At 47.4% G+C, this 13148-nt stretch carries 17 protein-coding genes; 13 read left to right on the top strand and 4 right to left on the bottom strand.

Annotated elements, in window-relative coordinates:
• From tpiA to trmL, 4 genes are all read right to left on the bottom strand, one after another.
• Positions 1 to 768: a triose-phosphate isomerase gene (gene tpiA / locus EDD70_RS12955; protein WP_092756046.1), complete on the bottom strand. Its 768-nt coding sequence runs from the start codon at positions 766 to 768 to the stop codon at positions 1 to 3.
• 174 nt (positions 769 to 942) lie between these two features.
• Positions 943 to 2154, bottom strand: a complete 1212-nt coding sequence (locus tag EDD70_RS12950; protein WP_092756044.1) for a phosphoglycerate kinase — start codon at positions 2152 to 2154, stop codon at positions 943 to 945.
• Positions 2155 to 2286: 132 nt separating this feature from the next.
• Positions 2287 to 3168, bottom strand: a complete 882-nt coding sequence (locus EDD70_RS12945; RefSeq protein WP_162840929.1) for a DegV family protein — start codon at positions 3166 to 3168, stop codon at positions 2287 to 2289.
• Between the two features lie 4 nt (positions 3169 to 3172).
• Complete coding sequence (trmL, locus tag EDD70_RS12940) at positions 3173 to 3676, bottom strand: tRNA (uridine(34)/cytosine(34)/5-carboxymethylaminomethyluridine(34)-2'-O)-methyltransferase TrmL (protein WP_092756040.1); 504 nt, start codon at positions 3674 to 3676, stop codon at positions 3173 to 3175.
• A gap of 263 nt (positions 3677 to 3939) precedes the next feature.
• Here trmL and EDD70_RS12935 point away from each other — a divergent pair, with 263 nt between their 5' ends.
• The 13 genes from EDD70_RS12935 (at position 3940) to EDD70_RS12875 (ending at position 13148) form a co-directional block, all read left to right on the top strand.
• The gene (locus EDD70_RS12935) at positions 3940 to 4317 is read left to right on the top strand and encodes a terminase small subunit (RefSeq protein ID WP_092756038.1); all 378 of its coding nucleotides are present in this window, start codon (positions 3940 to 3942) and stop codon (positions 4315 to 4317) included.
• On the top strand, positions 4304 to 5566 hold the full coding sequence (locus EDD70_RS12930) for a PBSX family phage terminase large subunit (protein ID WP_092756036.1): 1263 nt from the start codon (positions 4304 to 4306) through the stop codon (positions 5564 to 5566). The genes EDD70_RS12935 and EDD70_RS12930 overlap by 14 nt, the downstream gene beginning before the upstream one ends.
• A 30-nt stretch (positions 5567 to 5596) precedes the next feature.
• A complete protein-coding gene (locus tag EDD70_RS12925; protein WP_242943174.1) occupies positions 5597 to 6748 on the top strand; it encodes a serine/threonine protein phosphatase in 1152 nt (383 codons plus the stop codon).
• On the top strand, positions 6745 to 7728 hold the full coding sequence (locus EDD70_RS12920; RefSeq protein ID WP_092756034.1) for a hypothetical protein: 984 nt from the start codon (positions 6745 to 6747) through the stop codon (positions 7726 to 7728). The genes EDD70_RS12925 and EDD70_RS12920 overlap by 4 nt, the downstream gene beginning before the upstream one ends.
• A gap of 49 nt (positions 7729 to 7777) precedes the next feature.
• Positions 7778 to 8779 carry a phage major capsid protein gene (locus EDD70_RS12915; protein WP_092756032.1) on the top strand — a complete coding sequence of 334 codons (1002 nt, stop codon included), beginning with the start codon at positions 7778 to 7780 and terminating at the stop codon, positions 8777 to 8779.
• 63 nt (positions 8780 to 8842) lie between these two features.
• Positions 8843 to 9199, top strand: coding sequence for a hypothetical protein (locus EDD70_RS12910; RefSeq protein WP_092756030.1), 357 nt, complete (start codon positions 8843 to 8845; stop codon positions 9197 to 9199).
• 1 nt (position 9200) lies between these two features.
• Positions 9201 to 9551, top strand: coding sequence for a hypothetical protein (locus EDD70_RS12905; protein ID WP_092756028.1), 351 nt, complete (start codon positions 9201 to 9203; stop codon positions 9549 to 9551).
• Complete coding sequence (locus EDD70_RS12900; protein WP_092756027.1) at positions 9548 to 10042, top strand: hypothetical protein; 495 nt, start codon at positions 9548 to 9550, stop codon at positions 10040 to 10042. Before EDD70_RS12905 ends, EDD70_RS12900 begins: the two co-directional genes overlap by 4 nt.
• The gene (locus EDD70_RS12895; RefSeq protein WP_092756025.1) at positions 10039 to 11061 is read left to right on the top strand and encodes a hypothetical protein; all 1023 of its coding nucleotides are present in this window, start codon (positions 10039 to 10041) and stop codon (positions 11059 to 11061) included. Before EDD70_RS12900 ends, EDD70_RS12895 begins: the two co-directional genes overlap by 4 nt.
• An 11-nt stretch (positions 11062 to 11072) precedes the next feature.
• Positions 11073 to 11456: a hypothetical protein gene (locus EDD70_RS12890; protein WP_092756023.1), complete on the top strand. Its 384-nt coding sequence runs from the start codon at positions 11073 to 11075 to the stop codon at positions 11454 to 11456.
• Positions 11453 to 11794, top strand: a complete 342-nt coding sequence (locus EDD70_RS12885; protein WP_092756022.1) for a hypothetical protein — start codon at positions 11453 to 11455, stop codon at positions 11792 to 11794. The genes EDD70_RS12890 and EDD70_RS12885 overlap by 4 nt, the downstream gene beginning before the upstream one ends.
• Positions 11794 to 12204 (top strand): hypothetical protein, encoded by a 411-nt coding sequence (locus EDD70_RS12880; protein WP_092756020.1) that lies wholly within the window; start codon positions 11794 to 11796, stop codon positions 12202 to 12204. The genes EDD70_RS12885 and EDD70_RS12880 overlap by 1 nt, the downstream gene beginning before the upstream one ends.
• The gene (locus EDD70_RS12875) at positions 12201 to 13148 is read left to right on the top strand and encodes a hypothetical protein (RefSeq protein WP_092756018.1); all 948 of its coding nucleotides are present in this window, start codon (positions 12201 to 12203) and stop codon (positions 13146 to 13148) included. The genes EDD70_RS12880 and EDD70_RS12875 overlap by 4 nt, the downstream gene beginning before the upstream one ends.

Genomic DNA, 13148 nt, shown 5'->3' with positions numbered 1-13148 from the left:
TTACTTGGACGCAGCAGCAACAATTGCAGCAAAATCGGGAGCTTTGAGAGATGCACCGCCGATGAGTCCGCCATCAACATGCTCTTTACCGAGCAGTTCTTCTGCGTTTGCAGCATTCATCGAGCCGCCGTACTGTACGGTAAGCGCATCTGCAGCAGCCTTGTCATACAATTTTTCAACTACGCTACGGATCGTGCCATTAACCTCATTTGCCTGATCGGAGGTTGCGGTTTTGCCTGTACCGATTGCCCATACCGGCTCGTAAGCGATGATAATGTTTTTGAGCTCTTCTTTGGTAACACCCTGCAGTGCAATCTTGGTTTGCAGGCCGCAAATTTCTTCGGTAATGCCTTGTTCGCGCTGCTCAAGCAGTTCGCCTACACAAAGGATTACTTTCATGCCTGCATCCAAAGCAGCTCTGACGCGTTTGTTGACAGTTACGTCGGTTTCGCCGAAGTACTGTCTTCTCTCGGAGTGACCAATAATAACGTACTCTACGCCCATCTCGGTGAGCATACCTGCAGAAATTTCAGCAGTAAATGCACCGGAAGCAGCCCAGTGGCAGTTTTCTGCGCCAACCTTGATGTTGGTGCCTTTCGTCAAATCAAGAGCAGTTTCGAGGTTGGTGTAGGGTACACAGATAACAACATCGCAAGCAGCGTTTGCCACAAGCGGTTTCAAATCTTCAATCAGCGCTTTTGCCTCGGGGCGGGTTTTGTTCATTTTCCAGTTACCTGCAATAACAGCTTTACGCAATGCTTTATTCATAATGATAATCTCCTTTATTCAAAAATGTTTTACATAACTATTCTACCATTCTACCAACAAAAAGGCGCGGTATCTGTCCGCGCCTTTTATTATGCCGTTTTGCGGCAGTTTTTGCGGGCAGTGCACAAAAAACAAAAGGCATGCCCGGATTACTGCCGGACATATCTGTCCGACTTATTTGTCGTTAACGCAAGCAATACCGGGGAGTTCTTTGCCCTCGAGGAACTCGAGAGATGCGCCGCCGCCTGTAGAGATATGGGTCATCTTATCGCCAAACCCTAAAGTATTGACAGCAGCAGCGGAATCACCACCGCCGATAATGGTAGTAGCATCGGTTTCGGCAAGAGCTTTTGCAACAGCGATGGTGCCCTTTGCCAAAACAGGGTTTTCAAATACACCCATTGGGCCGTTCCAAACAACGGTTTTAGCCGATTTAACAGCATCTGCGAACAATTCGGCAGTTTTGGGGCCGATATCAAGGCTCATGTAGTCAGCAGGGATTGCATCTGCAGCGACAACTTTAACGTCAATTTCTGCATCAATCGGATCGGGGAAAGATTTTGCAATGACACAGTCGATGGGAAGAAGAATTTTTACGCCTTTTTCCTCTGCTTTTTTAAGCATATCTTTGCAGTAATCAATCTTTTCATTATCAAGCAGAGAAGTACCTACGCCATACCCTTTTGCAGCAAGGAAAGTATAAGCCATACCGCCGCCGATGATGAGGGTATCTGCTTTACTGAGAAGATTTTCAATGACATTTAGTTTATCGGCAACTTTAGCACCGCCGAGAATGGTAACAAACGGTCTGACCGGGTTGGCAACAGCATTGCCGAGGTATTTAAGCTCTTTGCCCATCAGGTAGCCTACAGCTGCCTCTTTGACAAACTGGGTAACACCAACGGTAGAACAGTGCGCTCTATGTGCTGCACCGAATGCATCGTTTACAAAAACATCGCAAAGGCCGGCAAGCTCTTTGCTGAAAGCCTCACCGTTTTTGGTTTCTTCTATACGGTAACGGGTGTTCTGAAGCAGAACCACATCTCCGTCTTTCATAGCAGCAACAGCTTTTTTTGCATTCTCGCCGACAACATTATCGTCTGCAGCAAAAACAACCTCTTTACCCAGCAGTTCGGAAAGCCTGACCGCTACAGGAGCAAGAGAAAGCTCTGGTTTTGGCTCGCCTTTGGGTTTGCCAAGATGCGAGCAGAGGATTAATTTACCTCCGTCTGCAATCAGTTTTTTAATAGTAGGCAGTGCAGCGACGATTCTGTTTTCGTCGGTGATGACACCACTTTTCAGGGGTACGTTAAAATCGCAACGTACAAGTACTCTTTTACCGGAAACATTGATATCATCAACCGTCTTTTTGTTGAAAGCTGTCATTTCAGTCTCCCTTTCCTTATCTTTAATTGCCTGTTTTTTGGCATTGTTAAACTAAAAACAAACCATCTTTATTTTATAACATGCCACCTGCTTTTGCAAGTGGGACATTGTATAAAATGGCGAATTTTATCATCATTTTTTGGTGCGTTTCTCCCCCAGAATCATAACTCCGGCAAGGCGAGGGCCTGCATTGATAGCAATCGAGGCACCGGCGTAGTACAGCCCCAGCGACTGAACGCCTGTTTTTTGCTGCATCAAATCGGTAAGCTGTTCACCAACATCATCGGTCATGGCGCGAATACACAAGAACGGGGTATCACCCACACGCCGTTTTTCTGCAATCTCAGCAAGTTTGGGGACAACATTTTTATCTCCGCGTACCTTGTCTACAATCTTCATTTCACCGTCGATAATCGAAAGAATAGGGCGCAGCCCCAGTACATCACCAACAAAAGCAGCAGCACAGTTAATGCGCCCTGATTTTTTGGCAAATTCGAGTGAGTACACCGCAAAATACACCTCTACACGGTCAAAGAAATCGATGAGATATTCTGCAATTTCGGCGCAAGGCTTGCCATTTTTCGCCATCTTAGCAGCCTCACACTGGGCATAACCATAGGGAATGGTATAAACTTTTGAATCGATAACATAAACGGTAAGCTTGCCTTCGGCATCGGGGCATTCATCAAAGAACAAAGATTTTGCCATATTGGCAGCGTCGAACATATTGGAGCCTTTGGAGTTGATGGTAGTTACCACCACATGGGTGTAGCCTTGCTGATACGCCTGCTTATATTGCTCGGCAAAGGCAATCGCCGTTATGTGGCTGGTGACAGGAATGGTTTTCGCATCAAGCAGGCGTTTATAAAACTGTTGGGGCGTAAAATCGACTCGTTCCAGATAACCGACCCCATCGATTGTGATGGGAATAGGGAGCACAGTGATGTCGAACTCCTGTGCAGCCTCCTGCGGAAGGTCGCATGCAGAATCGGTTATAAACTTGATCTTTTCCAAGTTGTTAGTCCTCCCATTTATATTTGGTAAGCTGTCCCGACCATTTGAGCGTCGGGTAATTCCATTGACGCAGCACTTCGTAGGCTGCGATTGCAACTGTATTGGAAAGATTGAGGCTGCGTGCATCTGCAATCATAGGCAATCGCACACAGGAATCGGGATTTTGGAGCAGCAGTTCTTCGGGCAAGCCCGCGTCTTCCCTGCCAAATACAAGGTAGGCATTATCGGGGTACTGCACATCGCTGTGGATATGCCTGCCTTTGGTAGTGAAATAGAAAAATTTACCGTCTTGGTTTTTTTCAAAAAATTCCGCCATGTTTTTGTAGTAGGTAATATCAAGCAGGTGCCAGTAATCGAGCCCTGCCCTTTTTAGTTTTTTGTCATCAATGGCAAAGCCCATGGGCCCCACCAAATGCAAACGTGCGCCTGTTGCTGCACAGGTACGGGCAATGTTGCCGGTGTTTTGCGGAATTTGCGGTTCGATGAGTACAAGGTTTAATATAGGCATTCTGTAACAATGTTTCCCCTTTATTATCAAATCAGTCTATGAAATTAAAACAATTTTTATTATATCGAATATCACCGTGCGGAATCAAGCAATTTTAATGTTTGATACCGTTTAGTCTACAGATTATTATACCTTCTGCCAATTGTTTACACAATAGGCTGGGTGCGGTTTCACGGCTTTTTTTGCGGTTGTGTGTAGTTTTTGCAGCAGATTTACCATATCTGCCCTGTTCTGCCAGTTGTATTGAAAGGGAGGCTATTGATTTGAAAGGCAAACAAAATCGTAAAAAGCAGCCATCAGAGAAGGTGGAGACAGATTACTCGGCGCAAGTAAAGGCGGGGCTGCATCGGCTGGCATTTGGGAGTATCTCTGATGCAGTAAAGCTTTTGTTTTTAGAAGATGCCCCAGCACCCGATGAGTTAGCAAATTTAGATTTGTTTCATGTTGCAGAGCTGAAGCGCGGCAAAAACGGTGTAGAGGTAAAAATTTTTGACCGCTTTAAGGCAATGGAACTGCTGGCAGGGCTTGCACAAGACAAAAGCAAAGAGGAGGATGCCTTGCCCTTTTACCGCGCGATTATGGGCAGCGTACCGGATGATTCTTCAAAAAAGTTGGATGTGAACAGGCATGACGAAGTTTAAGCCATTTTCGAAACGACAGATTACCGCGATGAACTGGTGGTGTACGGGCAGCCCTTATGAAAGCCACGATGCTATCATTTGCGACGGGGCAATACGAAGCGGTAAAACGCTCTGTATGTCGTTGGGGTTTGTATCGTGGAGCATGTTCTGCTTTGACGGAGCCTCGTTTGCCATCTGCGGTAAAACCATCACCTCGGTACGGCGCAACCTGGTTACCCCGCTGCTGCAAAATTTAAGTGTATTGGGCTTTACTTGCAACGACAAACTGTCCCGCAACTACATCGACATCCATTTTGGGGGCAAAAGCAACCGGTACTACCTGTTTGGCGGCAAAGATGAAGGCTCGGCGGCAAATATCCAAGGGGTAACGCTGGCAGGCGTACTGCTGGATGAAGTTGCGCTGATGCCGCGTTCTTTTGTGGAACAGGCCGTTGCGCGCTGTTCGGTTGCACACTCTCGGTTTTGGTTCAACTGCAATCCAGAGCATCCCTTTCACTGGTTCTACACCGAATGGATTCAAAAAGCAAAGCAGAAAAATGCGCTATACCTGCATTTTACCATGGAAGATAACCTTTCGCTCTCTGAGAAAATCAAACGCCGATACGAAGAAATGTATTCCGGCGTATTTTACGAACGGTTTGTATTGGGAAAATGGGTTGCGGCGCAGGGGCTGATTTACCCGATGTTCAGCGAACAGCAGCACGTGGTGCATGGTGAACCACCGATATGCGAAAAATACTACATTTCGTGCGATTACGGTACGGTAAACCCAATGTCGATGGGGCTGTGGGGGCTTAGTAACGGCATATGGTACCGTTTGCGGGAGTATTACCACAACTCGCGCACAGCGGGGGTACTGAAAACCGACGAGGAATATTACGATGCACTGGAGGAACTGGCTGGGGAGCTTACGGTTACTGCGGTGATAGTAGACCCGTCGGCGGCAAGCTTTATACAGTGTGTGCGCAGGCACGGCAAATACCGGTGTATTGCCGCAGTCAATGATGTGGCTGTAGGAATCAGGCGTGTGGGCGACTTGCTGCGCAGCGGTAAGCTGCGTTTTCATGAAAGCTGTACCGACTGCCTGCGTGAATTTTCGCTTTATTGCTGGGATGAGGGTTTAAAACATGACGCGCCCAAAAAAGAGAACGACCATGCGATGGACGATATGCGCTATTTTGTTATGACTGCACTGCATGAGCAAACCGGCAGCGGGTTTTATGCACTCTCTGCCAACCGTAAGATGTAGAACCGATTCAATAAAAGGAGGGATAACTTTTTGGGATTTTTACAGCGACTGTTTGGGGAAAAGCAAGCCGGAGTTTCGTGCGTGCAGACAGCCCGTTCTGACAACAAGTTTTTGGGATTGCCCGATGGCTTAATTCCCCTAAAAACTGCCGAGCACGCAATGTATGAACAAATACGCAGCAGTGTGCCCATCATTGACGCAGCACTGGAGAAGATTGTACGCCTCGTAGGCGGCTTTGAGCTTGAATGTGATGATGAGTATGCACAGAAGCTGCTGCGGCAGTTTGCAAGTGATGTGCGCGTGGGAGGTGCACAGAGAGGGCTGGATGCATTTTTATCTTGCTACCTGGATAACCTGCTGACCTATGGCAGTGCTGTGGGTGAGATTGTGCTTACCGCAGAACAGGATAGTATTTACGCCTTGTACAACAGCCCGCTTGGTAATTTGGATGTAGCTGCACCCAATACCCCTGTGCAGGCGGAATTTTACCTGCGTGATGGTGTAAATTCGGTGCCTGCGCCCCACCCGCAGCTGATACTGTTTAGCGCAAGAAACCCCGCCGCAGGTGAACTGCGCGGTACCTCGCTGCTGCGCGGGCTGCCGTTTATAAGCAACATACTGCTGCGCATTTACCAATGCATTGGTAAAAACTTTGACCGCTTAGGCAATGTACGGTTTGCCGTAACCTATAAACCCAACGAAAACGGAATTGACCCTACCGGTGCACGCGAAATTGCACAGAACATTGCCAAAGAGTGGAGCGAAGCGATGAGTGCAACCACACAAGGCAGTGTGAAAGATTTTGTTGCAGTGGGTGATGTAGACATCAAGGTAATAGGTGCAGACAACCAGATAATCGACACCAAGGTACCCGTTGACCAGATGTTGCAGCAAATTGTATCAAAACTGGGCATTCCCCCATTTTTGCTGGGCCTTTCGTGGAGCACAACCGAACGCATGAGCCGGCAGCAGGCTGATATCCTCACAAGCGAATTGGAAGCATACCGCAGGCTGCTGACACCGGTAATACTCAAAATTTGTAATATGTTCCTTGCCATGAACGGGCTTTGTGCCGATGTTTGTGTGAACTGGGATATGATCAACCTGCAAGATGAAATTGAAACCGCGCAGGCACAGCTGTTACTGGCACAAGCAGCAAAAGAAATGGAGGAGACCAAATGAAACAGGCTATGATTTATAAAGGTTTTGCACCTGAAGAACTTTCGAAAGACGATTTGGCAAAAATCAATCGCTACACCAGACGGGAACTGGGCGTGGATGAAGTATATGTGTTCCCGCTGATATTGTGCGACAACGAGATTGACCGTGATTTTGAGCGATTTTCGATTGAGGCATTGCATAAACTGCGCCGCTTATTTTTGGGTAAAACAGGGATTTTTGACCACAACCCCAAAGGAACAAATCAAACGGCACGTATATTTCATACAGCGGTAGAGCAAGATGCGCTGCGCACAACAGCCACAGGTGAAATTTATCATTTCTTAACCGCACAAGCATACATGGTGCGCAGTGAAAAAAACAAAGATCTCATCCTCGACATTGACGCAGGCATTAAAAAAGAGGTAAGCGTTGGATGTGCGGTAGAGGAGGTGTTGTGTTCAGTGTGCGGTAAGAATGTAAAGAAACAGCCTTGCCAGCACACCAGCGGCAAGCTTTACGACGGGGTGCCTTGCCACTATACGCTGAACAAACCCACCGATGCCTATGAATGGAGTTTTGTTGCTGTGCCCGCACAGCCTGCGGCAGGTGTAACCAAAGCATACACCGCTGATGAGCAAGATTGCGGGAGCCTAAACGCTGTTATTGCCAAATTAAAAGCCACCGATACCTCTGTAACATTCAGCCGTAATGATGTAAACATACTGAATGAAGAACTGGACAGGCTGCATCAGCTTGCCGAAACAGGTGAAATTTACCGCAATGAGCTAAAAAAAGAAGTGCTGCGCAGTGCTGCGCTCTCGGGCAGCGGCATCAGCCAAAAGGCGGTATCTGCCATTGCCGATAAACTCACAGCAGAGGAACTGCGCGAGCTGAAAAAATCGTTTGCTTCTGCCGGCGGCAAACAGCCTGTACCTTTTTTACAAACTGCGGGCAGTTTATTACCCCATGGCAGCAATGAAAATACACAGTTTTTAATTTAAAAATCATAAAAATTTACAGCGGTTATAAGCCGCAGAGAGGATGTATTCTATGTCTATTTTTAAAGCAATCAAATTGGACAAATCCATGTACAAGGTGGGAGGCAGTTCGTTTACACGAGAGCTTGAGAAACTTGACCCATCTACTGAATACGCAGGTTCAGAACTTGCCGGGCTGGATGCATTTCAGCGTCAGCTCAAGCGTTTTGATATCCATGTAAGCGGCTCGCAATCTGATACCATTCAAAAGTTCTTTCAAACATCGGACAGCGCATATTTGTTCCCTGAATATGTATGCCGTGCGGTGGCGCAAGGGATGAATGAGGCTGCATTGCTGAATGAAATTATCGCAACCAAAACCAATATCAACAGCCTTGACTATCGTTCTATCATCACCGACCTTTCGGATAATGATAAGAACATGCCTGCCATTGCCGAAGGTGAAAAAATCCCTGAAACGGTAATTAAGCTGAGCGACGTATTGGTAAAACTGGTGAAACGCGGAAGAATGCTGGTTGCATCTTACGAGGCAATCAAATTCCAACGCCTGGACTTGTTTACCGTTACGCTCAAACAAATCGGCGCATATATTGCAAAGGCACAGATGAGCGATGCGGTAACTACCCTGCTGAACGGTGAAACACCAGTAACCACTGCAGCAACCGGAAAAGTAACGTATGCCGATTTGCTGAACCTTTGGGGTAGTTTTGCCGACTACGAGATGAACACCATTCTTGCAAGCCCGGTTATGGTGCAAAAGCTGTTGGCTATGCCTGAAATGCAAGATGCTGCTGCAGGGCTTGCGTTTCATGGTACCGGCAAATTGATTACGCCAATGGGTGCAAAAATTATTAAAACCTCGTGCGTTGCAGATGATACTTTGGTTGCATTGGACAAACGTTTTGCGCTTGAAATGGTGACGGCGGGCGACGTTCAGGTAGATTACGATAAACTGATTGACAGCCAGCTGGAACGTGCTGCGGTAACATCGATTGCAGGCTTCGGAAAGATCTTCCCAGATGCAGTTCAGGTTATGAAGTTAAAAACAGCCTAGTAAACCCAGTAAAAAAGGGGCGGGCAATTCCGCCCCCTTTTTGTAAGGCAAAGGAGGAAAAGTATGGATACTACACAGGTTTTATGCCAGTTTGCAACCCTAGCCGACATTTCGGAAGAGAATGCGCAGCGTTATGCCCCCTTGGCTCGGCTGTGTATTGCAAGGCTGTTGGCACGGCTCAAAGACGGAGTGGATATTGATACCAACATGGAAGCCTTGTGTACGGCAGCAGCAGGTATGCTGCTGTATCAATATACAATGACCTGCGGGGCAAATGCAGGCGACTTTCGGTTGGGTGACCTTTCGATTTCAGCGCAAAACACGAATTGCGACGATGCAAAAGCACTGTGCGATGAACTGTTAGCAAGCATTGCGCCGCTGCTAAAACATGACAATGCTTTTTTAATGCAGGTGAACTGATATGGAAGATGTTTATCAAAAATTTTTAGCACTGCTGAAGCGGTACGGCAGAGAAATAACCTTGCATAAAGGGGAAAGTATACACCGTTTTAAGGCATACATTGCACCGTTTGATTACCGCAACCGCCAATATCTTGATGATACATATTCTATACTCGGCTACCGCGACCAAAACGCGTTTTTATATATCGGCTCGCCCGAAAACGGCGGGGACATGCTTTGTGTGGGTGACGTGATTTATTGGGATAACGAAGGATTTTTGGTATCGGTTTGCGAAAAGCGGCATGTAGGTGAACAGTTGTTTTATATTTGGGCGGTACTGAAACGCGCAAACGAGGAGGGCATTGTATGACAAGCGTGATAAGCAACATTGCAACAGAGCTGGTAACACAGCTTAACTCCGCTTTTGCAGGCAAAGCGATAACCGCTGTGCTGCAATTCTCAAGTGCGCCCCGCCCTGTGCCGTTAACACAAACCCGGCTTGCCGTGGGCTTGCAAGATGCCCAAGTGCTGCCCTGCGCCCTTTCTGATTTTGCAGGGCTGGACGAAAACGGCAACAGCATCTGTTGTAGAACAATGGAAATTACAGCCGCAATAAAAATTTGCTGTCCGCCGAAGAAAGAAACAGCAGAATGCCAACGTGTATTCGGCATGATTTGCGACAACCTGCTGTTTACAAAAAGCAAGTATGACGTGATGCGTATATGGTGCGGTCATGTGCAGTTTGAAAAAGATTTGGGAGCACTTGTTTTACCTTGCTATGCAAAACTTCGCCTTACCGTAAATCATCACAGTCAAGAGCAAAGCATCAGCGATTTTAAAATTAGGAGAGTGAACAAATGACTATAAATTCATTGCGCCCGGGGGTATTTTCTACTTACACCGTCACTTCAACCTCGGGTGCAGGGGTATCGGCACAGTATGCTGCGGTTTGTGCCGTTGCGCAGGGCGGTGAAGCGGGTAAAGTGTACCGCTTTACACACTACGCAGAGGCAGCTGCGGTTTTTGCAGGCGGCGTGTTGCTTGACGCTGCAAAGCTTTTACTGGAAAGCGGAGTATCACAGGTAATTTGCATACCAGTAAGCACCAACGGCAGCGCTGCCGACAGCATGGCGTACGAAGTTGCTTTTGCAGCGACAGAAGAGCTTGATAATGTAGGAATTGTACTTTGCGACAGTGTAAATTCTGATGTTCAAACGAAGCTGTTGGAGAGTATAAACCGCTCGTGCAATGCACTGAAAGAACGCATCGGCGTTGTAAGTGCAGACAGTGCAGAGCAAGCCGCCAAACTGGCACAAGCACTGAACAGCGAACGTATCTGTTTATGTTACCCTGGTGGATTTGCCGCCGCGTGTGCATTTGCAGGGGCTCTGCTTACAGGAGATGTGGGAGACAACCTGAGCGGCAGTAGTTTTAAAAACATCTTGCTTGATAGTGATAATCTACCTGAAACCACAGTGCAAACACTGCTTTCATCGGGTGTAACAGTATTTGAGACGGTAGGCGGTTCGGTGGAGTGTATAAAAGCGGTTACAACACGCACCAAAACAGACGGAGAAACTGATTACAGCTTTGCCAACGTATCAACAATTCGCATCATCGACCATATTTTACAGCGTGCACGAGGAGTTGCAAAATTGCTGCTTAAAAATGCAAAGGGCAGTCCCGCTACTATGCAGAGCATGATTGCACAAATGACGGTGCTGCTCTCCACCGCTGTTGATGAGGGGCTTGTAAGCAGCTTTGAAACCCCAAAGGCATATCTGCAGACAGGTGACCCTTCGGTATGCGTGGTGGAACTTGCGTTCGTGGCAGCAACTGCGATTAATCAAATACACATTGTAGCTCATATTTCTATTTAGGAGGCGAAATTATGGCAATTCTTTTCCCTACCAGCAAAGACATTTACATCGAAATTAACGGCAGGCGGCTGGCAGTGGCACAAGGGTACAAAGCCAAAAGCAAACGTGAAAGCCGTTATGTTGAAGCTTTTGGCAGTGAACAGCCTGTAGGCACGGTGGGCGGCAGGCTGGGACATATCCTAGAGCTGACACGCGTATGTGCAACCAAAGATGCCGTCCGCGACAACATTGACTTTTACAGCCTTACGGGGTTTAACGTGGTGATAGTAAAGCCGGACCGCCAAATTATTTACTCTGGGTGCGAATGGGGCGAGATTACGGAAACCGCTGCACTGGGTGAGGTTGTGCTAGAATCGGTAACCATTGTGGCAAGCAAAAGGATGGAGCTTGTATGAGCGGATTATTGGAACGCATTAAAAAAGCATTTAAAGTATTGACTGGGCAAAAAAGCCGCGAGCATGCCGTGCAAATAAAAACCGACACATCAAATATACCTGTGCCTAAAAATATTGCTGATGTACATCGGTTTGAGACAAGCCCTCAGCAATATCACCTGCAGCAGGATACAGGTGACCTTTCTTATGCTGTAAAACGGTTTGATGAAAGCAGCTTGCCAAACGCCGCATCCGCCGAATACGCCTTAAATGCTTTGGATGCGAACTCGATTAACACTATGCTTTGCGACCAGTACAGACGATATGCAAACGATATATCGGTACAGGAGGTGCTTTGATGGCTAACACCATGCAGTTTAACGGCTTTGCTTTTCGGTACAATCCACGAAAAATCGAGATTGGATATAGCAAGACGGTCAAAATCATAGATATGCCGTTTTCTGCTCCGATTATTCAGGAACTTGGTGTGCGCCCTCGAGTTATCAAAGGCGAGGGCGAATTATTTGGCGCAGATTGCATTGCACAGTTTGAGCGCTTGCAGGCAGAGTTTTTACGCAATGGCTCCGGCCGCCTGCTTAGCCCACTCTGCCCGCCCATGTATGCTTTTTTTACCGCCCTCAAAGTGATTGGCGAGGCGGGACCTTTGCTGTTGCGCTATGCATTTGAATTTGTAGAAGACAAAGAAGCCGAAACATCTATGAACACACAATACGCTGTTGTAAACGGTCGGGCGGTGATGCCCTCTTGAAAATAACAGCAGCAACCATTACAGGCGGGCAAATGGAACTGCCCGCACCCGCTTTGCTCGAATGCACATCCGCATATGACATCCCTGCCGATGGTTTTTACGCAGTATTCCCGGCACAGCCATTGCAAGGCTGCTGTGAATTTACCGCATTAACAGTGGAATTGGAAGGTAAGCTTGTATTCGATGGACTAATTGACGAACAGATTTTATCCAAAAACAGCAAAGGGATGTTCCTTACACTGAAAGCACGTTCAAAATCGGCTGTACTCATTGACAATGAGGCCATACCGCAGACATTTACCCGTGCCAACCTGTGGGATATTTATAATGCCCACTGCAAACAATATGGCTTTCGCGGCTTGCTGTGTGACCGCAACCCCACGCTTTCTGCCTTTACGGTAGCAAAAGGCCGAAGCGAATGGCAGGCGCTGGAAAGCTTTTGCCGCCAAACGCTTGGGATCATGCCGTACATCAGCGACGGCTATATTGTTGCAAAACAAAGGCCGGCAGGGCAGCACATCGTACTCTCAAACACATTAGCGGGATGTATCCGTTTTTCATCTCTGCAAATTTGCAACAAACGCTATGGGGTAATATCAAAGGTGATTTTAAAAAGCGAAAGTAAGCTGTACGACACCGCCGTTTTTAACCCCATCGGTAAGCAACTGGACATTCGGCGTAAGCGGTATATCAGCCCGCCAAAAGAGTGGGCAGGCTCGCCACACGCAGGTGCAGACCGCCTGATGCGAGATTCTATGCTGAAAAAGCTGCTCATCACTGTAACTTTGCCCAGCCTCACCGCTGTTTCGGTAGGCGACCACGTATCCATTGAGGATGACGCAGCGAGCTACACCGATTTAACGGTATATGAAGTAACTTATAAGGCAGACGGCACAGGAGTTTCAACAACACTTGCGCTTGTACTGCCCGACTATGTATGTTAG

It is taken from the genome of Hydrogenoanaerobacterium saccharovorans (genome assembly GCF_003814745.1).
Classification (GTDB): Bacteria; Bacillota; Clostridia; order Oscillospirales; family Ruminococcaceae; genus Hydrogenoanaerobacterium; species Hydrogenoanaerobacterium saccharovorans.
This window is presented reverse-complemented; position numbering and strand designations above follow the sequence as displayed.

Bases quoted from the DNA above. Each gene is read 5' to 3' on its own strand.
- EDD70_RS12915 (WP_092756032.1), top strand. From the start codon at position 7,778: ATGTCTATTTTTAAAGCAATCAAATTGGACAAATCCATGTACAAGGTG.
- trmL (WP_092756040.1), bottom strand. From the start codon at position 3,676: ATGCCTATATTAAACCTTGTACTCATCGAACCGCAAATTCCGCAAAAC.
- EDD70_RS12950 (WP_092756044.1), bottom strand. From the start codon at position 2,154: ATGACAGCTTTCAACAAAAAGACGGTTGATGATATCAATGTTTCCGGT.
- EDD70_RS12900 (WP_092756027.1), top strand. From the start codon at position 9,548: ATGACAAGCGTGATAAGCAACATTGCAACAGAGCTGGTAACACAGCTT.
- EDD70_RS12910 (WP_092756030.1), top strand. From the start codon at position 8,843: ATGGATACTACACAGGTTTTATGCCAGTTTGCAACCCTAGCCGACATT.
- EDD70_RS12880 (WP_092756020.1), top strand. From the start codon at position 11,794: ATGGCTAACACCATGCAGTTTAACGGCTTTGCTTTTCGGTACAATCCA.
- tpiA (WP_092756046.1), bottom strand. From the start codon at position 768: ATGAATAAAGCATTGCGTAAAGCTGTTATTGCAGGTAACTGGAAAATG.
- EDD70_RS12890 (WP_092756023.1), top strand. From the start codon at position 11,073: ATGGCAATTCTTTTCCCTACCAGCAAAGACATTTACATCGAAATTAAC.
- EDD70_RS12885 (WP_092756022.1), top strand. From the start codon at position 11,453: ATGAGCGGATTATTGGAACGCATTAAAAAAGCATTTAAAGTATTGACT.
- EDD70_RS12895 (WP_092756025.1), top strand. From the start codon at position 10,039: ATGACTATAAATTCATTGCGCCCGGGGGTATTTTCTACTTACACCGTC.
- EDD70_RS12905 (WP_092756028.1), top strand. From the start codon at position 9,201: ATGGAAGATGTTTATCAAAAATTTTTAGCACTGCTGAAGCGGTACGGC.
- EDD70_RS12920 (WP_092756034.1), top strand. From the start codon at position 6,745: ATGAAACAGGCTATGATTTATAAAGGTTTTGCACCTGAAGAACTTTCG.
- EDD70_RS12930 (WP_092756036.1), top strand. From the start codon at position 4,304: ATGACGAAGTTTAAGCCATTTTCGAAACGACAGATTACCGCGATGAAC.